This is a genomic window from Pseudomonas kuykendallii, assembly GCF_900106975.1.
GTDB classification, from domain to species: domain Bacteria; phylum Pseudomonadota; class Gammaproteobacteria; order Pseudomonadales; family Pseudomonadaceae; genus Pseudomonas_O; species Pseudomonas_O kuykendallii.
Genome location: NZ_FNNU01000003.1, coordinates 641,615 through 662,034, shown reverse-complemented (window position 1 = coordinate 662,034; position 20,420 = coordinate 641,615). Strand labels below are relative to the sequence as shown.

At 66.2% G+C, this 20,420-nt stretch carries 20 protein-coding genes and 1 tRNA gene; 10 read left to right on the top strand and 11 right to left on the bottom strand.

Translation table 11 applies throughout. The annotated features are described in order from the left end of the window. Window positions 1-8: 8 nt before the first annotated feature. The 8 genes from ychF to BLV15_RS13065 form a co-directional block, all read right to left on the bottom strand. Window positions 9-1,109, bottom strand: coding sequence for a redox-regulated ATPase YchF (gene ychF / locus BLV15_RS13100; protein WP_090228913.1), 1,101 nt, complete (start codon window positions 1,107-1,109; stop codon window positions 9-11). Window positions 1,110-1,149: 40 nt separating this feature from the next. Then, entirely contained in the window at window positions 1,150-1,734 is a 585-nt protein-coding gene (gene pth, locus BLV15_RS13095; RefSeq protein ID WP_090228910.1) for an aminoacyl-tRNA hydrolase, read from the bottom strand. A gap of 33 nt (window positions 1,735-1,767) precedes the next feature. Next, on the bottom strand, window positions 1,768-2,391 hold the full coding sequence (locus BLV15_RS13090) for a 50S ribosomal protein L25/general stress protein Ctc (RefSeq protein ID WP_090228908.1): 624 nt from the start codon (window positions 2,389-2,391) through the stop codon (window positions 1,768-1,770). Window positions 2,392-2,517: 126 nt separating this feature from the next. After that, the gene (locus BLV15_RS13085) at window positions 2,518-3,459 is read right to left on the bottom strand and encodes a ribose-phosphate pyrophosphokinase (RefSeq protein ID WP_090228905.1); all 942 of its coding nucleotides are present in this window, start codon (window positions 3,457-3,459) and stop codon (window positions 2,518-2,520) included. Window positions 3,460-3,555: 96 nt separating this feature from the next. Beyond that, window positions 3,556-3,630 (bottom strand) — tRNA-Gln (locus tag BLV15_RS13080). An 11-nt stretch (window positions 3,631-3,641) separates the two neighbouring features. After that, window positions 3,642-4,490 carry a 4-(cytidine 5'-diphospho)-2-C-methyl-D-erythritol kinase gene (gene ispE / locus BLV15_RS13075; RefSeq protein ID WP_175534356.1) on the bottom strand — a complete coding sequence of 283 codons (849 nt, stop codon included), beginning with the start codon at window positions 4,488-4,490 and terminating at the stop codon, window positions 3,642-3,644. Next, entirely contained in the window at window positions 4,490-5,125 is a 636-nt protein-coding gene (gene lolB, locus BLV15_RS13070; protein WP_090228901.1) for a lipoprotein insertase outer membrane protein LolB, read from the bottom strand. The genes ispE and lolB overlap by 1 nt, the downstream gene beginning before the upstream one ends. Window positions 5,126-5,128: 3 nt before the next feature. Next, complete coding sequence (locus BLV15_RS13065) at window positions 5,129-6,859, bottom strand: tetratricopeptide repeat protein (protein WP_090228898.1); 1,731 nt, start codon at window positions 6,857-6,859, stop codon at window positions 5,129-5,131. 210 nt (window positions 6,860-7,069) lie between these two features. Between BLV15_RS13065 and hemA the strand changes: the two genes are divergently transcribed. The 6 genes from hemA to BLV15_RS13035 all read left to right on the top strand — a co-directional run bounded on the left by hemA (window position 7,070) and on the right by BLV15_RS13035 (window position 12,474). Further along, a complete protein-coding gene (gene hemA / locus BLV15_RS13060; protein WP_090228895.1) occupies window positions 7,070-8,347 on the top strand; it encodes a glutamyl-tRNA reductase in 1,278 nt (425 codons plus the stop codon). Beyond that, on the top strand, window positions 8,344-9,426 hold the full coding sequence (gene prfA, locus BLV15_RS13055) for a peptide chain release factor 1 (protein ID WP_090228893.1): 1,083 nt from the start codon (window positions 8,344-8,346) through the stop codon (window positions 9,424-9,426). Before hemA ends, prfA begins: the two co-directional genes overlap by 4 nt. A gap of 52 nt (window positions 9,427-9,478) precedes the next feature. After that, window positions 9,479-10,306, top strand: coding sequence for a peptide chain release factor N(5)-glutamine methyltransferase (gene prmC, locus BLV15_RS13050; protein ID WP_090228890.1), 828 nt, complete (start codon window positions 9,479-9,481; stop codon window positions 10,304-10,306). Between the two features lie 15 nt (window positions 10,307-10,321). Beyond that, on the top strand, window positions 10,322-11,077 hold the full coding sequence (locus tag BLV15_RS13045; RefSeq protein ID WP_090228888.1) for a molybdopterin-synthase adenylyltransferase MoeB: 756 nt from the start codon (window positions 10,322-10,324) through the stop codon (window positions 11,075-11,077). After that, on the top strand, window positions 11,070-11,861 hold the full coding sequence (gene murI, locus BLV15_RS13040; protein ID WP_090228886.1) for a glutamate racemase: 792 nt from the start codon (window positions 11,070-11,072) through the stop codon (window positions 11,859-11,861). The genes BLV15_RS13045 and murI overlap by 8 nt, the downstream gene beginning before the upstream one ends. A gap of 94 nt (window positions 11,862-11,955) precedes the next feature. Then, a complete protein-coding gene (locus BLV15_RS13035) occupies window positions 11,956-12,474 on the top strand; it encodes an acyloxyacyl hydrolase (RefSeq protein ID WP_090228885.1) in 519 nt (172 codons plus the stop codon). Window positions 12,475-12,586: 112 nt separating this feature from the next. On the opposite strand, the gene BLV15_RS13030 is transcribed toward BLV15_RS13035, so the two are convergent. Next, window positions 12,587-13,042, bottom strand: a complete 456-nt coding sequence (locus tag BLV15_RS13030; RefSeq protein WP_090228882.1) for a DciA family protein — start codon at window positions 13,040-13,042, stop codon at window positions 12,587-12,589. 223 nt (window positions 13,043-13,265) lie between these two features. Between BLV15_RS13030 and secA the strand changes: the two genes are divergently transcribed. From secA to BLV15_RS13010, 4 genes are all read left to right on the top strand, one after another. Beyond that, window positions 13,266-16,010: a preprotein translocase subunit SecA gene (secA, locus tag BLV15_RS13025; protein WP_090228880.1), complete on the top strand. Its 2,745-nt coding sequence runs from the start codon at window positions 13,266-13,268 to the stop codon at window positions 16,008-16,010. A gap of 113 nt (window positions 16,011-16,123) precedes the next feature. After that, window positions 16,124-17,344, top strand: a complete 1,221-nt coding sequence (argJ, locus tag BLV15_RS13020) for a bifunctional glutamate N-acetyltransferase/amino-acid acetyltransferase ArgJ (RefSeq protein WP_090228877.1) — start codon at window positions 16,124-16,126, stop codon at window positions 17,342-17,344. 149 nt (window positions 17,345-17,493) lie between these two features. Further along, a complete protein-coding gene (locus BLV15_RS13015) occupies window positions 17,494-18,132 on the top strand; it encodes a glutathione S-transferase (protein ID WP_090228874.1) in 639 nt (212 codons plus the stop codon). Continuing rightward, entirely contained in the window at window positions 18,129-19,079 is a 951-nt protein-coding gene (locus BLV15_RS13010) for a Nudix family hydrolase (protein WP_090228871.1), read from the top strand. Before BLV15_RS13015 ends, BLV15_RS13010 begins: the two co-directional genes overlap by 4 nt. A 43-nt stretch (window positions 19,080-19,122) precedes the next feature. Here the strand turns inward: BLV15_RS13010 and BLV15_RS13005 are convergent, their stop codons facing one another. Beyond that, window positions 19,123-19,425 carry a chaperone modulator CbpM gene (locus BLV15_RS13005; RefSeq protein WP_090228868.1) on the bottom strand — a complete coding sequence of 101 codons (303 nt, stop codon included), beginning with the start codon at window positions 19,423-19,425 and terminating at the stop codon, window positions 19,123-19,125. Continuing rightward, the gene (gene cbpA, locus BLV15_RS13000) at window positions 19,422-20,354 is read right to left on the bottom strand and encodes a curved DNA-binding protein (protein WP_090228865.1); all 933 of its coding nucleotides are present in this window, start codon (window positions 20,352-20,354) and stop codon (window positions 19,422-19,424) included. Before cbpA ends, BLV15_RS13005 begins: the two co-directional genes overlap by 4 nt. Between the last annotated feature and the right edge of the window lie 66 nt (window positions 20,355-20,420).

The window sequence follows — 20,420 nt, the reverse complement described above, 5'->3', positions numbered from 1 at the left end:
AGCAAGGCTCAGACGTTGAAGCGGAAGTGCATCACGTCGCCGTCCTTGACGATGTACTCCTTGCCTTCCAGGCGCCATTTCCCGGCTTCCTTGGCGCCGGCCTCACCGCGGTACTGGATGAAGTCGGCGTAGGCGATGACTTCGGCGCGGATGAAGCCTTTCTCGAAGTCGGTGTGGATCACGGCGGCGGCCTGCGGCGCGGTGGCGCCGACCTTGACGGTCCAGGCGCGGACTTCCTTCACCCCGGCGGTGAAGTAGGTCTGCAGGTTGAGCATCTGGTAGCCGGCGCGGATCACGCGGTTCAGGCCGGGCTCTTCGAGGCCAAGGGATTCGAGGAACATGTCCTTCTCCTCGCCGTCGTCGAGTTCGGCGATTTCCGCCTCGATCTTGTTGCACACCGGCACCACCAGGGCGCCCTCGGCGTCGGCGATGGCCTTCACCACGTCGAGATACGGGTTGTTCTCGAAACCGTCCTCGGCGACGTTGGCGATGTACATCACCGGCTTGCTGGTGAGCAGGTGGAAGCCACGCACCAGGGCCTTCTCGTCGTCACCTAGGCCACGCAGCAGGGTGCGAGCCGGCTTGCCTTCGGTGAAGTGCGGGATCAGTTTTTCCAGCAGCGCCTTCTGCGCCACGGCGTCCTTGTCACCGCCCTTGGCGTTGCGGGTCACTTTCTGCAGCTGTTTCTCGCAGCTGTCGAGGTCGGCGAAGATCAGTTCCAAGTCGATGATCTCGATGTCGCGCTTGGGATCGACCGAGTTCGACACGTGGATCACGTTGTCGTCGTCGAAGCAGCGCACCACGTGGGCGATGGCATCGGTCTCGCGGATGTTGGCGAGGAACTTGTTGCCCAGGCCTTCACCCTTGGAGGCGCCTTCCACCAGGCCGGCGATGTCGACGAACTCCATCGTGGTGGGCAGGATGCGTTCGGGCTTGACGATCTCCGCCAGCGCGGCGAGGCGTTCGTCGGGCATCGGCACGATGCCGCTGTTCGGCTCGATGGTGCAGAACGGGAAGTTCTCCGCGGCGATACCGGACTTGGTGAGGGCGTTGAACAGGGTGGACTTGCCGACGTTGGGCAGGCCGACGATGCCGCAGTTGAATCCCATGGTGTGTCCCTCGCGAAATGGTCGCGGAGCGAAGTGGAGGTTAAGCCTTCTGGCTGTGCAGCTGCTGCATGGCACGGGTCCAGTTGCCCTCGAGGATATCGGGCAGGACGCCGAGCGCGAAATCGATGCTGGTATCGAGCATTTCCTGTTCGCTGCGCGGGGCGCGACCCAGGACATAGCCGGAGACCAGGCTGGCATGGCCAGGATGGCCGATACCGAGGCGCAACCGGTGGAAATCGTTGCGGTTGCCGAGCTGGGCGATGATGTCGCGCAGGCCGTTGTGGCCGCCGTGGCCGCCGCCCTGTTTGAGCTTGGCGACGCCAGGAGGCATGTCGAGTTCGTCGTGCGCCACCAGAATCGCGTCCGGAGCTATCCGGAAGAAATTCGCCAAGGCCGCCACGGCCTGGCCGCTGCGGTTCATGTAGGTGGTGGGGATCAGCAGACGGACGTCGCGGCCCTGGTGGCTGAATTTGCCCACCAGGCCGAAATACTTGCGATCGACGCTGAGGCTGGCGCCTTTTTCGGCGGCCAGGCGCTCAACGAAAAGGGCCCCCGCGTTATGCCGGGTCTGGTCGTACTCGGGGCCTGGATTACCCAGGCCAACGATCAGTTGCACGGCGGTCACGACGGGAGCCCTTCGCTTGGCGCGGACTCAGCCTTATTCGGCTGCGCCTTCACCTGCGCCTTCACCTTCTTCAGCCGCCTGGACGCGCGGCATGTGGATGTTGGCGACCGGCAGATCGCTGCCGTGGGCCAGAGCAACCAGCTCGACGCCTTTCGGCAGTTTCAGGTCGGACAGGTGAACGATCTGGCCGACTTCTACCTTGGCCATGTCGACTTCGATGAACTCCGGCAGGTCTTTCGGCAGGCAGGAAACTTCCACTTCGCTCAGGGTGTGGGAGATTTCGCCACCGCCGGTTTTCACGCCAGCTGCGGTTTCCTGGTTCATGAAGTGCAGCGGAACCAGAGCGGTCAGTTTCTGGCCGGCGACGACGCGCAGGAAGTCGGCGTGCAGAACGAAACCCTTGGCCGGGTGACGTTGCAGGGCCTTGATCAGAACGCTTTCCTTGGCGCCAGCGATGGTCAGGGTGATGACGTGGCTGAAGGCGGCTTCGGTTTCCAGCAGTTTGGTCAGGTCCTTGGCTACCAGGCTGATCGATTGCGGCGCTTTCTCGCCACCGTAGATCACCGCGGGAACCAGGCTGGCGTTACGACGCAGGCGGCGGCTCGCACCTTTCCCCAGGTCGGAACGCGCTTCGGCATTCAGAGTGAAATCAGTCATTGCAGTTCTCCAATAAAACCAAACCGCCCGCGACGCTTGCGACCAGCGCTCGGGCGGTTGGGCAAAAAGCCCCGCACGGAGGCGGGGCACATTTCGTTCGGTGAATGTTCGCGGCGGGCAGAGCCCTCAGCGGAACATCGCACTGATCGATTCTTCATTGCTGATGCGGCGAACCGCTTCAGCCACGACCGGCGCGATATCCAGTTGGCGGATACGCGAGCAGGCCTGTGCAGCGGCGGACAGCGGGATGGTGTTGGTCACCACCAGCTCGTCGAGCACGGAATTTTCGATGTTCTCGATGGCGCGGCCGGACAGCACCGGGTGGGTGCAGTAGGCGTAGACCTTGGCGGCGCCGTGGTCCTTGAGGGCCTTGGCGGCATGCCCGAGGGTACCGGCGGTATCGACCATGTCGTCGACCAGCACGCAGGTGCGGCCTTCGACATCGCCGATGATGTGCATGACTTCGGACTGGTTGGCCTTCGGCCGACGCTTGTCGATGATCGCCAGGTCGACGCCCAGGGTCTTGGCGACTGCACGGGCGCGCACCACGCCGCCGATGTCCGGGGAAACGATCATCAGGTTCTCGAAGCGCTGGTCTTCGATATCGTCGACCAGTACCGGCGAGCCGTAGATGTTGTCCACGGGGATGTCGAAGAAGCCCTGGATCTGGTCGGCGTGCAGGTCGACGGTGAGGACGCGGTTGACGCCCACCACGGTCAGCATGTCGGCCACCACCTTCGCGCTGATCGCCACGCGGGCGGAACGCGGACGGCGATCCTGGCGGGCATAGCCGAAGTAGGGGATTACGGCGGTGATACGAGAAGCCGAGGAGCGGCGGAAGGCATCGGCCATCACCACCAGTTCCATCAGGTTGTCGTTGGTCGGAGCGCAAGTCGGCTGGATCAGGAAGACGTCCTTACCGCGAACGTTCTCGTTGATTTCCGCACTGATTTCGCCATCGGAGAACTTGCCTACGGAGGCGTCACCAAGAGGGATATGCAGTTGACGTACGACGCGACGCGCCAGATCGGGGTTGGCATTCCCCGTGAAGACCATCATCTTGGACACGCGCAGTACCTGCCGGCTGAGGGTGGACCTGATGAATTAAAAAGCTGTTCAAAATCTGGCTGCCGAAGCGGCGATCTTGAACAGCTTCATAAAATATGGCAGGGGCGGCTGGATTCGAACCAACGCATGGCAGGATCAAAACCTGCTGCCTTACCGCTTGGCGACGCCCCTGTATCTGCTTCTCAGGACAGGCTCTGAAGCTTGCGCTGCAACATCGAAACGTTGCTGCCTTTCGCTACAAATCCTGGCAGGGAGGCTGGAAGTTGGGCCGCGACTTTATCAGCTTCGGCTTTGCTTGGGAAGGACCCAAACACGCAACAACCAGTGCCGGTTAATCTAGCCGAAACAAATTTGTTTAGCAAGATCAAAGCGTTACGAACATCCGGGTAACGCTTCTCGACAACCGACTGACAGTCATTACGACCGCCCTGTTCGAGAACGGTGCGCACTGTAATGGCGGGAGTATTTCGTGTCAACTCCGTGTCGTTGAAAATTTCTGCTGTGCTGACAGCGACTTGCGGAATCGCGACGAGAAACCAGGGTTCTTCCAGCTCGACCGGGGTCAGCGCTTCGCCCACGCCCTCGGCGAATGCCGCATGGCCGCGGACGAACACCGGTACGTCCGCGCCCAGGCTCAGGCCCAGCGCCGCGAGGCGATCGACGCTCCAGTCGAGCCGCCAGAGATGGTGAAGGCCGAGCAGGGTGGTGGCCGCATCGGAGCTACCGCCGCCGATTCCGCCACCCATCGGCAGGTGCTTTTCCAGCCAGATGTCGGCGCCCAGCGAGGTGTCGCTGTCGCGCTGCAGTTGGCGGGCGGCGCGCACGATCAGGTTGCTGTCGTGGGGGACGCCGGGGATGTCGCTGTGCAGATGGATCGCGCCGTCCTCGCGAACCCGGAAGCTCAGCTCGTCGGCGTAATCGAGGAACTGGAACAGCGTCTGCAACTCGTGATAGCCGTCGGCGCGACGGCCGAGGATATGCAGCATCAGGTTGAGTTTCGCCGGCGCCGGCAGGGTCAGGCGGTCGTGCATCACTGGCCGAGCTGGCGCGGTTGCCAGTCCTTGATCACCAGGGTGACGTTGAGGTCGCTGCCGTGCAGCTTGATCCGCTCCGGCAATGCGTAGCCGTCCTGCTCGGCGTAGCTCAGGTATTCCACCTGCCAGCCGTCCTGTTCCAGGCGCGCCAGGTGGCTGTTGCCGTCCAGGGTCACGCGGCTCTTGCTGTCCGGGGCGGGCAGGCCGCGAACCCACCAGAGCAGGTGGGACACTGGCAGGCGCCAGCCGAGTTGCTGTTCGAGCAGCGCTTCCGGCGACTCGGCCTGATAGCGACCCTGGTTGGCGACTTCCAGCGTCACCGCGCCTTCGCGTCCGGTGAGGCGGGCGGCGCCGCGGCCGAGCGGGCCGGACAGGCGGATGTCGAAGTAGTCCTGGCGTTGCAGCCAGAATAGCGTGCCGCTGCCGCTCTGGCTGCCGGCGGAAGGCTGCAGCGCGCGGATGCCGACCTTGCCGTCGATCTGCCAGCCGTCGAGGCGGGTCACGCGCTCCTTGTGGGCTTTCCAGGTGGCGGCGTCACCGCTGCCTTCGACGGCTTCACGGGAGGTCAGGCCGGCGCAGCCGGCGAGCAGGGCGATCAGGCTGGCAATCAGGAATAAACGAACGGCAGGCATAAGTCAGGGCGTCTCGGATCCGGAATGGCGCTGCAGCGTTTCGCGCAGCACCGGGCTGTCAGGTTGGGCTTTCAGCGCATCGGACCAGATTTTCTTCGCTTCTTTCTGTTTGCCCTGCGCCCACAGCACCTCGCCCAGATGAGCGGCGACTTCGTGGTCGGGGAACTGCTGCAGCGCCTGGCGCAGCAGCCGCTCGGCCTCGTCGAGGTTGCCCAGACGGTAATTCACCCAGCCGAGGCTGTCGAGGATCGCCGGGTCCTGCGGGTTGAGCTGGTGCGCCTGCTCGATCAGCTGGCGGGCTTCCTCGAAGCGCGTGGTGCGGTCGGCGAGGGTATAGCCGAGGGCGTTGAGCGCCATGGCGTTGTCCGGCTCGCGCTGGATGATCAGCCGCAGGTCCTTCTCCAGTTGCGCCAGGTCGTTGCGTTTTTCCGCGAGCATGGCGCGGGTGTAGAGCAGGTCGGAGTCGTCCGGATACTGCTTCAGCGCCTGTTGCATCAGCGTCCAGGCGCGATCCTGCAACTGCCGTTTGCTCAGCGACTCGGATTCGATCAGGTAGAGCTGGATGGCGTAGTCCGGTTGCTCGTCGCGTGCCTTGGCCAGGCGCGCGGAGGCCTCGTCGTAGCGCTTCTGGTCGAAGAGGATTTCCGCCTGGCGCACCTGTGCCGGCAGGTAGTCGTTGCCCGGGCCGACCAGCGAATACTCGACCAGCGCACTGTCGCTGTCGCCGAGCTGCTCGAGGACGCGGCCCAGGTTGAAGTGCGCGGCGTCGACATGGCTACCGCGCTCGATCAGTTCCTGCAGGTAGCTGCGGGCCTCCGGCCAGGCGCTGGCCTCCATGCTCACCAGCGCCAGGGAGAAGCGCAGGTCGTCGTCATCGGGGAATTGCTGGACGAGGGCCGAGAACTCGCGCTTGGCGTCGTCCATGCGCCCTTCTTCGACCAGCACGCGCGCATAGGTGAGGCGCACGCGCTTGTCATCCGGATGCTGGCGCAGAGCCTTTTCCAGCAGCGGAACGGCTTCGTCGCCACGTTTCAGGCTTTGCAGCAAGCGCACGCGGAGCAGCAGCGGGGCGACTTCGTCGGTGGTCGCCGGCTGGTCCTCGAGCAGTTGCAGGGCTTCCTGCGGGCGGCCGTCCTGTTGCAGCAGCAGTGCCTTGCCGAACAGCAGCTGGCCGTTGGCCGGGTACTTGGTCAGCAGACGCTCGAAGCTCTGCAGCAGGCCGGCGCGGGTGTCGGGGTCGGTCTCCGCGGCGGACAGCGCGAGGAAGTCGAAATGGGTGTCGCCCTGGCCCTGCAGGACTTTCTCCATGTACGTCATGGACTCGTCGTAGTTACCGGCGCGGGCGAGCTGGATGGCGGCGGCGCGCTGGGCGTCGAGGTTGTCCGGGGCATTGGTGGCCCAGATCATCGCGCTGTCCAGGGCAGCCTGTTCGGCGCCCAGGTATTCGGCGATGCGGAAGGCGCGCTCGGCGACGGCCGGGTCCTGGGTCGCGTTCGCCTGCTGCACGTAGTTGCCCAGTGCCAGATCGAAGCGATTGCGTTGCCCGGCCAGCTCGGCGACCAACAGCGAGTAAAGGGTTTCTTCGTCGAACGAGCCGTAGACCTGCGGCTTGGCCGGTGCGGCGGCAGGACTGCGGGTATCCTCGGTCGACGGTTTGTCGGTCGAGGTTGGAGCCATGGACTGGCAGCCACCGATGAAAGCCAGGGCGGCCAGCAACGCGAAGGATCTATTCATAGAGGAAAATGCGACTAACCTGCGGTCGGGGCATCATGACACATGCCGCCAGGCAAGCCCATGGCCGCTGGTGAACGGCCGGCACGCTCTGCCACGGCGTCGGCGCACGCGTCCGGCGGATGTCAATCGAGCCAATCCATCGGAGGAGGTTGTCCCGCGCAGGGCGAAGTAGGACAATTGCGCGCCTTCCGATCTGCTTAGCGACCCTGCATGGCCTTCCTCGCTCTTGGTATCAACCACAAGACCGCCTCGGTGGACGTGCGCGAGCGCGTGGCGTTCACGCCCGAGCAACTGGTCGAGGCCCTGCAGCAGCTGTGTCGGATCACCCCGAGCCGCGAGGCCGCGATCCTCTCCACCTGCAACCGCAGCGAGCTGTACCTGGAACAGGACCAGCTCGAAGCCGACGCGGTGCTCGCCTGGCTGGCCAACTATCACCGCCTGAGTCTCGACGAACTGCGCGCCTGCGCCTACGTGCACACTGACGACGAGGCGGTGCGGCACATGATGCGCGTCGCCTCCGGGCTCGACTCGATGGTGCTCGGCGAGCCGCAGATCCTCGGCCAGATGAAGTCCGCCTACGCCGTAGCGCGGGAGGCCGGCACCGTCGGGCCGCTGCTCGGCAGGCTGTTCCAGGCCACCTTCAGTACCGCCAAGACCGTGCGCACCGATACCGCTATTGGCGAGAACCCGGTGTCCGTGGCCTTCGCCGCGGTGAGCCTGGCCAAGCAGATCTTCAGTGACCTCAACCGCAGCCAGGCGCTGCTGATCGGCGCGGGCGAGACCATCACCCTGGTCGCCCGCCACCTGCACGAGCAGGGCATCAAGCGCATCGTCGTCGCCAACCGCACCCTGGAGCGCGCGAGCGTCCTCGCCGAGCAGTTCGGCGCCCATGCGGTGCTGCTTTCGGAGATTCCGCAGGAGCTGATCAACAGCGACATCGTGATCAGCTCCACCGCCAGCCAGTTGCCGATCCTCGGCAAGGGCGCGGTGGAAAACGCCCTGCGCCTGCGCAAGCACAAGCCGATGTTCATGGTCGACATCGCCGTCCCGCGGGATATCGAAGCCCAGGTCGGCGAGCTGGACGACGTTTACCTGTACACCGTCGACGACCTTCACGAAGTGGTCGCGGAGAACCTCAAGAGCCGCCAGGGCGCGGCGATGGCCGCCGAGGATCTGGTCAGCTCGGGCGCCGGCGACTTCATGCTGCGCCTGCGCGAGCTGGCCGCGGTGGACGTACTGCGCGCCTATCGCCAGCAGGCCGAACGGCTGCGCGACGAGGAATTGCTCAAGGCCCAGCGGCTGCTGGCCAACGGCGGTAGCGCCGAGGAGGTGCTGGCACAGCTGGCGCGCGGGCTGACCAACAAACTGCTGCACGCACCCAGCGTGCAACTGAAGAAACTCTCCGCCGAAGGGCGCATCGACGCGCTGACCGTGGCCCAGGAACTCTTCGCCCTCGACGAGGGCGCGCCGAACAAGAGCTCGCAATGAAAGCTTCGCTGCTGAACAAGCTGGACATCCTCCACGACCGCTTTGATGAGCTCACCGCGTTGCTCGGCGACGCCGAAGTGATTTCCGATCAGACCCGCTTCCGCGCCTATTCCCGCGAATATGCCGAGGTCGAGCCGGTGGTCCAGGCCTATCGCGAGTTCCGCAAGGTGCAGGACGACCTGGAGGGCGCGCAGGCGCTGCTCAAGGACAGCGACGCGGACCTGCGCGAGATGGCCGAGGAGGAAGTCGCCTCGGCCAAGGAGCGGTTGGTCGCCCTCGAAGAGCGCCTGCAACGCATGCTGCTGCCGCGCGACCCGAACGACGGCCGCAACGTGTTCCTCGAAGTGCGCGCCGGCACCGGTGGTGACGAGGCGGCGATCTTTGCCGGCGACCTGTTCCGCATGTATTCGCGTTACGCCGAACGCCAGGGCTGGCGCGTGGAGATTCTCTCCGAGAGCGTCGGCGAGCATGGCGGCTATAAAGAGGTGATTTCCCGCGTCGAGGGCGACAACGTTTTCGCCAAGCTCAAGTTCGAGTCCGGCGCGCACCGCGTGCAGCGCGTTCCTGAGACCGAATCGCAGGGGCGCATCCATACCTCGGCATGCACTGTGGCGGTGTTGCCCGAGCCCGACGAGCAGGCCGCCATCGAGATCAACCCGGCCGACCTGCGCGTCGACACCTACCGCTCCTCGGGCGCCGGTGGTCAGCACGTGAACAAGACCGACTCGGCGATCCGCATCACCCACTTGCCGTCGGGCATCGTCGTCGAATGCCAGGAGGAGCGCTCGCAGCACAAGAACCGCGCCAAGGCGATGGCCTGGCTGGCGGCCAAGCTGCAGGACCAGCAGGACGCCGCCGCGCACAAGGAAATCTCCGACACCCGGCGTCTGCTGGTCGGCTCCGGCGATCGCTCCGAGCGCATCCGTACCTACAATTTCCCCCAGGGCCGGGTCACCGATCACCGCATCAACCTGACCCTGTACTCGCTCAACGAAGTCATCGCCGGCACCCTCGAGCAGGTCATCGAACCGCTGCTGCTGGAATTCCAGGCCGATCAACTGGCCGCGCTGGGCGACTGACGGGTCGCCGCACGAGGGATCGGTTGCACGCGATCCACGCCACGAGGGACAGATGCCGACCATCCAATCGCTGCTCGCCAACGCCGACCTGCCCGACTCGCCGAGCGCGCGCCTGGACGCCGAGCTGCTGCTCGCCGCCGCGCTGGGCAAGCCGCGCAGCCATCTGCGCACCTGGCCGGAGAAGGACGTCGACGCGGCGGCGGTCGAGCGCTTTTCCCGCGATCTGGCGCGTCGCCGGGGCGGCGAGCCGGTGGCCTACATCCTCGGCCGCCAGGGCTTCTGGAGCCTTGAGCTGGAAGTGGCGCCGGACACCCTGATCCCGCGGCCGGACACCGAACTGCTGGTGGAAACCACGCTCGACCTGCTACCCGCGACGTCGCAGCGGGTGCTCGACCTCGGCACCGGCAGCGGCGCCATCGCCCTGGCGCTGGCGAGCGAGCGCCAGGGCTGGTCGGTCGTCGGCGTCGATCGCGTAGCCGAGGCCGTTGCGCTGGCCGAACGCAACCGGCAGCGCCTCGGTCTGGACAATGCGCGCTTCGCGCACAGCCACTGGTTTTCCGCGCTGACCGGGCAGCGTTTCGAGCTGATCGTCAGCAACCCACCTTATATAGCCGCGGACGACCGTCACCTGAACGAGGGCGACGTGCGCTTCGAACCGGCCAGCGCGCTGGTGTCCGGCGCCGACGGGCTGGACGACATCCGCCTGATCGTCGCGCAGGCGCCGGCCTACCTGCAGCCGGATGGCTGGCTGCTGCTCGAACACGGCTTCGAGCAGGCGGATGCGGTGCGCCGGTTGCTCTGCGCCGCGGGCTTTGCCGAGGTCGACAGCCGCCGCGACCTCGCCGGCCACGAACGCATCAGCCTGGGGCGACGGGCATGAACGGGAGGGCGCTGGATGCTCACTGACGACGAACTGCTGCGCTACAGCCGGCAAATCCTGCTCAAGCAGATCGATGTCGACGGCCAACTGCGCCTCAAGCAGAGCCGCGTGCTGATCGTCGGCCTCGGCGGGCTAGGCTCGCCGGTGGCGCTGTACCTGGCCGCGGCCGGCGTGGGCGAGCTGCACCTGGCGGATTTCGACACCGTGGACCTGACCAACCTGCAACGGCAGATCGCCCACGACAGCGTCAGCATCGGCCGGACCAAGGTCGATTCGGCGATGGCGCGTTTGCATGCGCTCAACCCCGAGGTGCGGCTGGTCGCGCACCGCGCTGCGCTGGACGCGGATTGCCTGGCCGACGCCGTGGCGGCGGTCGATCTGGTGCTGGACTGCTCGGACAACTTCGCCACCCGCGAAGCGGTCAACGCCGCCTGCGTGGCGACCGGCAGGCCGTTGGTGAGCGGCGCCGCGATCCGTCTCGAGGGGCAGCTCTCGGTGTTCGATCCCCGCCAGGTCGACAGCCCTTGCTACCACTGCCTCTATGGCCACGGCAGCGAAGCCGAGCTGACCTGCAGCGAGGCCGGCGTGGTCGGTCCGCTGGTCGGCGTGGTCGGCAGCCTGCAGGCGCTGGAGGCGTTGAAGCTGCTGGCCGGTTTCGGCGAGCCGCTGGTGGGTCGCCTGCTGCTGATCGACGCCTTCGGCAGTCGCTTTCGCGAACTCAAGGTGCGTCGCGACCCCGAATGTCCGGTCTGCGGAGGACGAAATGACTGATGTGGCGCCCATAGGGGTCTTCGATTCCGGCGTCGGCGGGATTTCCGTGCTGCGCGAGATTCGCACGCGCCTGCCGGCCGAGTCGCTGCTCTACGTCGCCGACAGCGGCCACGTGCCCTACGGCGAAAAGACCCCGGAGTTCATCCGCGAGCGCAGCCGGCGGATCACCGAGTTCCTGCTCGCCCGCGGCGCCAAGGCTCTGGTGCTGGCATGCAACACCGCCACCGTGGCGGCCGTGGCCGATCTGCGCGAGCGCTATCCACGGCTGCCCATCGTCGGCATGGAACCGGCGGTCAAGCCGGCGGCACGGGCGACGCGCAGCGGCGTGGTCGGCGTGCTGGCGACCAGTGGCACGCTGAAAAGCGCCAAGTTCGCCGCGCTGCTCGACCGCTTCGCCACCGATGTGCGGGTGGTTACGCAGCCTTGTCCGGGGCTGGTCGAGCTGATCGAGGCCGGCGAGTTGCAGGGCGAGGCGACCCGCGCGCTGTTGTCGCGCTACGTCGAACCGCTGCTGGCCGAGGGCTGCGACACGCTGATCCTCGGTTGCACCCACTACCCCTTCCTGCGCCCGCTGCTGGCGCAGTTGCTGCCGCCTTCGGTGGCGCTGGTGGATACCGGCGAGGCGGTGGCGCGGCGACTGGAGCATCTGCTGGACGAGCATGGCCTGCGCCGCGCCGAGGGGCCGGCGAGCGCCAGGTTCTTCACCAGTGGCGACCCGGCGATGCTGGAGGCGTTGCTACCCGTGCTGTGGGGCGAACGTAGCGAAGTTGAAACATTTGCCTAGGAAGTCTCGTTTGGCGCTGGATTCTTGTCGGCGTCGCGAGTATTTATACGCCGTGCTAACTAATAATTTCCAAGACCTTTTAAGGACGTTCCTGATGAAGAAAATGTTCTCCCTGGCGGCTGCTGTGGCTCTCTCCATGGGGCACGCCATGACCGCGCAGGCGGCCGACCTCACCTTGTCGGTCGGTGTGACCGGGGACTCGACCATGGTTTACCGCCTGGGCACCCAGTTCGATTTCGGCAAAAGCTGGTTCCAGAGCGACGTCGGTCGCCTCACCGGATACTGGGACGCCGCCTACTCCTACTGGGAAGGCGACGATACCGCCAGCAACCATAGCCTTTCCTTCGCCCCAGTGTTCGTCTACGAGTTCGCCGGCGATACGGTGAAGCCCTACGTGGAAGCCGGCATCGGCGTCGCCGCGTTCGCCAGCACCGAGCTGGAAAGCAACGACCTGGGTTCCTCGTTCCAGTTCGAGGACCGCATCGGCGCCGGCCTGCGCTTCGCGGGCGGCCACGACGTCGGCGTGCGCGCCATCCACTATTCCAACGCCGGCATCAGCCAGCCCAACGATGGCGTGGAGGCGTATTCGCTGTATTACCGCATGTCCTTCTAAGCGCCGCCGATGCTCCGTCGCGGCCACCGGCAGGCGATCTCGAGAGCAGGCTGGAGCATTGGATGAACAAAAGAACCGGGCCGTGCCCGGTTTTTTCATGTCTGCGCGGGGCTCAGCGCTTGGCCTGGACGTGACTGGCCAGCCGCTCGAGGGCGGCGCGCAGGTTCGGGTCGCTGACGTTGTCGGCGGTCGCCTGGATGCTCTCGGCCGCGGCGGGGGACAGCACCATGCTGTTGCGCCGCGGCGGGGTGACGCCGACCGGTGGCTGCACCTTGAACAGGATGCGGGTCAGCCCGGCGAACGCCTCGTGGGTCTGCAACTGGCGCTGCAGGCGGCGCTGCTGGTAACGCAGGCGCGTCGCCCAGTGGCCATCGGTGACGATCAGCAGCAGGCAGCCCTCGCGCCAGCTCGCCACCTTGCAGTGCTCGCGCGCCGCCGGCTGCAGCTGGCTTTCCAGCAGACGCTGCAACTGGTCGAGACGAAGCGCCGCGCCGAGCAGCGCTCTGAGCGGCTTCGCCTCGCGCAACAGCGCGGCGGGCGTGCGACCTGGCAGTGGGCGAAAGGACATGGTGGGTCGTCGGCAGGGTGGGTGGGCGATAGTAGCAGAACCCCGATGCGCGCAGCGCCGACGGCTTGTCGCTGGCGTCGGGCCATGATGGCACCGCGAAACGACGCCGCTTTCCTCATGTTCGTTTCCGAGTAGAATGCGTCCTTTCGCATGCAGCCATGAGGCTGCCCGGGCGTCCTGTTCAGGGCGTCCTCAATCCATACGCGTGGAAGATCCTGTCGATATGTTTGCGCCTTTGTTGAAAAAACTTTTCGGAAGCAAGAATGAGCGTGAAGTCAAACGCATGCTCAAGACGGTACAGGTTGCCAACGGGTTCGAAGAGCAGATGCTGGCTCTCACCGACGAGCAACTGCGGGCCAAGACCGAGGAGTTCAAGGCTCGTCTGAGCAAAGGCGAAACCCTCGATCAGTTGCTTCCGGAAGCCTTTGCCGTGGCCCGTGAGGCCGGCAAGCGCGTCATGGGCATGCGCCACTTCGACGTGCAGCTGATCGGCGGCATGACCCTCCACGAAGGCAAGATCGCCGAGATGCGTACCGGCGAGGGCAAGACCCTGGTCGGCACCCTGGCGGTGTACCTCAACGCCCTGGAAGGCAAGGGTGTCCACGTGGTCACGGTGAACGACTACCTGGCCCGCCGCGATGCCAACTGGATGCGCCCCCTGTACGAATTTCTCGGCCTTAGCGTGGGCATCGTCAGCCCGTTTCAGCCGCCGGAAGAAAAGCGTGCCGCCTACGCGTGCGACATCACCTACGGCACCAACAACGAATTCGGCTTCGACTACCTGCGCGACAACATGGCGTTCAGCGTCGAGGACAAGTTCCAGCGCGAACTCAACTTCGCCGTGATCGACGAAGTCGACTCCATCCTCATCGACGAAGCCCGTACCCCGCTGATCATCTCCGGGCAGGCCGAAGACAGCTCCAAGCTGTACATCGAGATCAACAAGCTGATCCCGCGCCTCAAGCAGCACATCGAGGAAGAAGAGGGCGTCGTCACCCAGGAAGGCCACTACAAGGTCGACGAGAAGAGCCGCCAGGTCGAGCTCAACGAACAGGGCCACCAGTACATCGAGGACATGCTCACCCAGGTGGGCCTGCTGGCCGAGGGCGAGAGCCTGTATTCGGCGCACAACCTCGGCCTGCTGACCCACGTCTATGCGGCCCTGCGTGCGCACACGCTGTTCCAGCGCAACGTCGAGTACATCGTGCAGAACGGCCAGGTCGTCCTGATCGACGAGCACACCGGCCGCACCATGCAGGGCCGTCGCCTGTCGGAGGGCCTGCACCAGGCCATCGAGGCCAAGGAAGGGGTGAACATCCAGGCCGAGAGCCAGACGCTGGCCTCGACCACCTTCCAGAACTACTTCCGCCTCTACACAAAGCTGGCCGGCATGACCGGCACCGCCGACACCGAGGCCTTCGAGTTCCACCAGATCTACGGCCTCGCCGTGGTGGTGATCCCGACCAACCGTCCGCTGGCGCGCCAGGACTTCAACGACCTGGTCTACCTGACCCAGGAAGAGAAGTACGCGGCGATCGTCACCGACATCAAGGAAAGCCTGGCCCAGGGGCGTCCGGTGCTGGTCGGTACGGCCACCATCGAAACCTCCGAGCAAATGTCCCGCCTGCTCACCCAGGAAGGCATCGAGCACAAGGTCCTCAACGCCAAGTTCCACGAGAAGGAAGCCGAGATCATCGCCCAGGCGGGCCGTCCCGGCGCGCTGACCATCGCCACCAACATGGCCGGTCGGGGTACCGACATCCTGCTGGGCGGCAACTGGGAAGTCGAAGTGGCGGCGTTGGAAAACCCCACCGGCGAGCAGATCGCCCAGGTCAAGGCCGAGTGGCAGAAACGCCACCAGCAGGTCATCCAGTCCGGCGGCCTGCACGTGATCGCCTCCGAGCGTCACGAGTCGCGGCGTATCGACAACCAGCTGCGCGGTCGTGCCGGTCGCCAGGGCGACCCGGGCTCCAGCCGTTTCTACCTGTCGCTGGAAGACAGCCTGATGCGCATCTTCGCCTCCGACCGGGTGAAGAACTTCATGAAGGCCCTGGGCATGCAGCCCGGCGAGGCGATCGAGCACCGCATGGTGACCAACGCCATCGAGAAGGCGCAGCGCAAGGTCGAGGGTCGCAACTTCGACATCCGCAAGCAGCTCCTTGAGTTCGACGACGTGGCCAACGAACAGCGCAAGGTGATCTACCACATGCGCAACAGCCTGCTGGCCGCGGACAACATCGGCGACACCATCGCCGAGTTCCGCGAGGAAGCGCTGGCCGCCACCGTCGCCCAGCACATTCCGCCGCAATCGCTTCCCGAGCAGTGGGACGTCGCCGGCCTGGAGGCCGCGCTGAGCAGCGATTTCGGCACCCAACTGCCGGTTCAGCAATGGCTCGACGAAGACGACCATCTGCACGAAGAGAACCTGCGCGAGAAGATCCTCGAGCACCTGCTGGTCGCCTACCGCGAGAAGGAAGAAATGGCCGGCGCCGACGCGCTGCGCAGCTTCGAGAAGCAGATCGTCCTGCGCGTGCTGGACGACCTGTGGAAGGACCACCTGTCGACCATGGACCACTTGCGTCACGGCATTCACCTGCGTGGCTACGCGCAGAAGAACCCGAAGCAGGAGTACAAGCGCGAGTCGTTCACGTTGTTCCAGGAACTGCTCGACTCGATCCGCCGCGACTCGATCCGCGTGCTCTCGCACGTTCAGGTTCGCCGCGAAGACCCGGCCGAGGAAGAGGCGCGCATGCGTCGCGAAGCCGAGGCGCTGGCCGAGCGCATGCAGTTCCAGCATGCCGAGGCGCCGGGCATCGAGGCCGAGGAAACGCCGGAAGTCGCCTCCGTCGATGACGACGTGGCCGTGGCCCAGGCGCCGGTGCGCACCGAGGCGAAGATCGGCCGCAACGAACCCTGCCCCTGCGGTTCGGGCAAGAAGTACAAGCATTGCCACGGTCAGGTGCAGTAAAACCGCTGCTCCGATGACCCATGCTACCCACGCCGCGACCGGCTCAGCCGCTCGCGGCGTTTTTACGCCGTAGTCGCTACGGCATTTCATCACTGCCACGAAGGAGCGCATCCATGGCTGTCGGTCTTGGTCCTCTGCCTACCCTGCATCCGGTTCCCGGTTTCGAACTCGGCATCGCCTCTGCCGGTATCAAGCGCCCCGGGCGCAAGGACGTGGTGCTGATGCGCTGCGCCGAAGGTTCCACCGTCGCCGGGGTGTTCACCCTCAACGCCTTCTGCGCCGCGCCGGTGATCCTGTCGAAGAAGCGCGTGCTCGGCGGCGCGGTGCGTTACCTGCTGACCAACACCGGCAACGCCAACGCCGGGACCGGCGAGCCCGGCCTGCACGCCGCGACCCGTACCTGCGCCGAGCTGGCCCGGCTGGCGGGCGTGGAGGAGGGCAGCGTGCTGCCGTTCTCCACCGGGGTGATCGGCGAGCCGCTGCCGGTGGAGAAGATCGAGGCCGCGCTGCCGGCAGCCCTGGCCGACCTCAAGGCCGACAACTGGGGCGCCGCCGCCAGCGGCATCATGACCACCGACACCCTGCCCAAGGGCGCCAGCCGGCAGTTCGTACACGACGGCGTGACGGTCACGGTCACCGGCATCAGCAAGGGCGCCGGCATGATCAAGCCGAACATGGCGACCATGCTTGGTTACATCGCCACCGACGCCAAGGTCGCCCAGGGCGTGCTGCAAGACCTGCTGCGCGATGCGGCGAACAAGTCGTTCAACCGCATCACCATCGACGGCGACACCTCGACCAACGACTGCTGCATGCTGATCGCCACCGGCCAGGCCGCGCTCGACGAGATCGTCCAGCCCAGCGGCGCGCTGTTCGCTGCGCTCAAGCAGGCGGTGCTGGACGTCGCCATGGAGCTGGCCCAGGCCATCGTGCGCGACGGCGAAGGGGCGACCAAGTTCGTCACCGTGCAGGTCAACGGCGGTGCCACCCAGCAGGAGTGTCTGGACGTCGGTTACGCCGTCGCCCACTCGCCACTGATCAAGACCGCGCTGTTCGCCTCCGACCCGAACTGGGGGCGCATCCTCGCCGCCGTCGGCCGCGCGGGCGTGGCGCAGCTGGACGTCAGCAAGATCGACGTCTTCCTCGGCGACGTGTGCATCGCCAGCAAGGGCTGCCGCTCGCCGAGCTACACCGAGGAGCAGGGCTCGGCGGTGATGGCCGAGGCGGAAATCGGCATCCGCATCGAACTGGGCCGCGGCAACTGCAGCGAAACGATCTGGACCACCGACCTGTCCCACGAGTACGTGAAGATCAACGCCGAATACCGCACCTGATCCGCGTCGGGCTCCGTGCGCCGGCTGGCGCGCGGGGCCGCCCCGGCGGCATTCCCGCCGCTCATCCGCCCATGCCGAATGGGAATTTGCCTGTTCCTTCCGCGCCTCTTATGGTCCCTTCACACCAGACGCAAACCAAGGAAGCCCGCATGTCCCTTACGCTGGTGATCGGCAACAAGAACTACTCGTCCTGGTCGTTGCGCGCGGCCCTCGCCCTGGAGCTGGCCGGCGCGCCCTACGAGGAACTGCGCATCGCGCTGTACCAGGCCGACAGCCGCACGTTGCTGCGCGCGCAATCGCCGACCGGCAAGGTGCCGGTGCTGCAGACCGAACTCGGCCCGGTGTGGGATTCGCTGGCCATCGCCGAGTACCTCGCCGAGCGTTTCCCCGGCGCCGGCCTGTGGCCGCGCGACGAATACGCCCGCGCGCTGGCGCGCTCGATCTGCGCCGAGATGCACAGCGGCTTCGTTGGCCTGCGCAGCCACCTGTCGATGGACCTCAAGCGCGACCAGGCGCTGCCGGTCATACCCGATCCGGCCGTGGCCGACATCGAGCGCGTCTGCGCGATCTGGAGCGACTGCCGGTCGCGCTTCGGCGCCGGGGGCGAATTCCTCTTCGGCCAGCCGGGCATCGCCGACGCCTTCTACGCACCGATCGCCGCACGCTTGCGCAGCTATCGGGTCGCGCTGCCGCGTGTGGCGGCGGACTACGTCGAAACCATCTACCGTTGGCCGGCCTTCCAGCGCTGGTATCGCGCGGCCCTCGAAGAAACGGAGAGCATTGCATGAAACGCATCCATGTCGCGGCGGCGGTGATCCGCGCCGCGGACGGCCGGGTCCTGATAGCCCGGCGCCCGGACGACAAGCATCAGGGCGGACTCTGGGAGTTTCCCGGCGGCAAGGTCGAGGACGGCGAAGCGGTCGAGGCGGCGCTGGCGCGCGAGCTGGCCGAGGAGCTTGGCATCGCGGTGACGCAGGCGCGCCCGCTGATCCAGGTGCGCCACGATTACCCGGACAAGCAGGTGCTGCTGGATGTCTGGGAAGTCGGCGCCTTCACCGGCGAGGCGCATGGTGCCGAGGGCCAGCCGCTGGCCTGGGTCGCGCCGCGGCACCTGGCAGACTACGCGTTTCCCGCGGCCAACGCGCCCATCGTGGCGGCGGCCAGGCTGCCGGATCGCTACCTGATCACGCCCGATGAGCTGGAGCCGCAGGACCTGCTCGCCGGCGTGCGCCAGGCCATCGCCGAGGGTATCCGGCTGATCCAGCTGCGGGCCCCGGGGATGTTCGATGCGCAGTACCGCGACCTCGCCGTGGACATCCAGGGCGTCTGCGCCGGCAAGGCGCAGCTGATGCTCAAGGGGCCGCTGGAGTGGCTGGGGGATTTCCCGGCGGCCGGCTGGCACCTGACCGCGAAACAGCTGCGCGACTACGCGGCGCGGGGCCGCCCGTTTCCCGCCGAGCGCTGGCTGGCGGCGTCCTGTCACGATGCCGAGGAGCTGGCCCTGGCCAGCACGATGGGCGTGGACTTCGTCACCCTGTCGCCGCTGCAGGCCACGCGCACCCATCCCGAGGCGCAGCCGTTGGGCTGGGACGCGGCGAGCGAGCTGCTGCGGGGGTTCGACAAGCCGGCGTTCCTGCTCGGCGGCGTCGGCCCGGACGACCTGCCGCGCGCCTGGCAGATCGGCGCCCAGGGCATCGCAGGGATTCGCGCGTTGTGGAAGGGGGCGTTGGACTGACCGCGCAAACGCGCAGGCCGGCGAGTTGCTCCGGGCGCTCGCCTCAGTGCTGGATGAAACGCTCCAGGCGCTGACGCAGCTGCTGGTTCTCGCGCTTCAGCTGGTCGACCTCGTCGAGCAGTCGCAGGGCCAGGGCGATACCCGGCCAGTCCAGTTCGAAATCCTGTTTCAGGCGCAGCGCGCGCTTGGCCATCAGCAGCGCATCGAGGTCGAACGACCAGCGTTCGACGGTCGGTTCGCTGGGCTCGAGAATCCCCAGTTCGACGATCTCGATCAGCACCTCGCGCGACAGGTTCGCGCTGCGGCAGAATTCCTCGACCCCGAAGGTCACGATCAGCGTGGTCATTGCTCTTTACTCCATTGCGCTCGGGGATCGAAGGCCGCCTTTTCGGCGAGCGCCTGCCATAGACCGCGCGTCGATTCGCTGGTTTTGCCCGGCATCACCACCTTCAGCAGGGCGAACAGGTCGCCGCGGCCCTGCTTGCCGGGCAGGCCTTTGCCTTTCACCCGCAGGCGCTGGCCGGTTTGGCTGTCCGGCGGGATGCTCAGGTTGATGCGTCCGTCCAGTGTCGGAACCGTGATCTTCGCGCCCAGCGCCGCTTCCCAGGGCGCCAGCGGCACGGTGATGATCAGGTTGTGCGCCTCCACGTCGAACAGCGGATGCGGCACCAGGCGCAGCGTCAGGTAGAGGTCGCCGGCTGGCGCCTCGCCCACGCCCGGCGCGCCCTGGCCCTTGAGGCGGATGCGCTCGCCGTCGAGCACGCCGGCGGGAATCTTCACGTTGAGCGTGCGTGTGAGGTCGTCGCGGCGGCCCTGGGCGTCGAACGCCGGGACCTTGAAGCTGATCTGCTTGGATTCCTCGGCAAGGGTTTCCTCGAGGAACACCGGCAGCTCCAGCTCGACGTCCTGGCCGCGCCGGCCGCCCCGCGCCCGCCCGGAGGCGCTGCCGAAGATCGATTCGAAGAAGTCGGAGAAGTCGCCGTCGTAGCGCTGGTGCGGTTCATGCTGCCCGGCGCTGGAGGACTGCCAGCCTGGCGGCGGCTCGAACTGGCTGCGGTTGCCGTAGCGGCGCAGTTCGTCGTACTCGGCGCGCTTCTCCGGGTTCTTCAGCACTTCATAGGCTTCGACGACGTCCTTGAACCTGTTCTCGGCGTCGGGATCGTCGCTGACGTCCGGATGGTACTTGCGCGCGAGCTTGCGGTAGGCGGTCTTGATCGCCTTCTCATCGGCCTCCGGCGCTACGCCGAGGGCCTGGTAATAGTCCTTGAACTCCATGCAACGTCACCGTTCGGTTATGCGTTCATAGCCAGTCTGGGCCTGACCGACGTCACACGGATGACG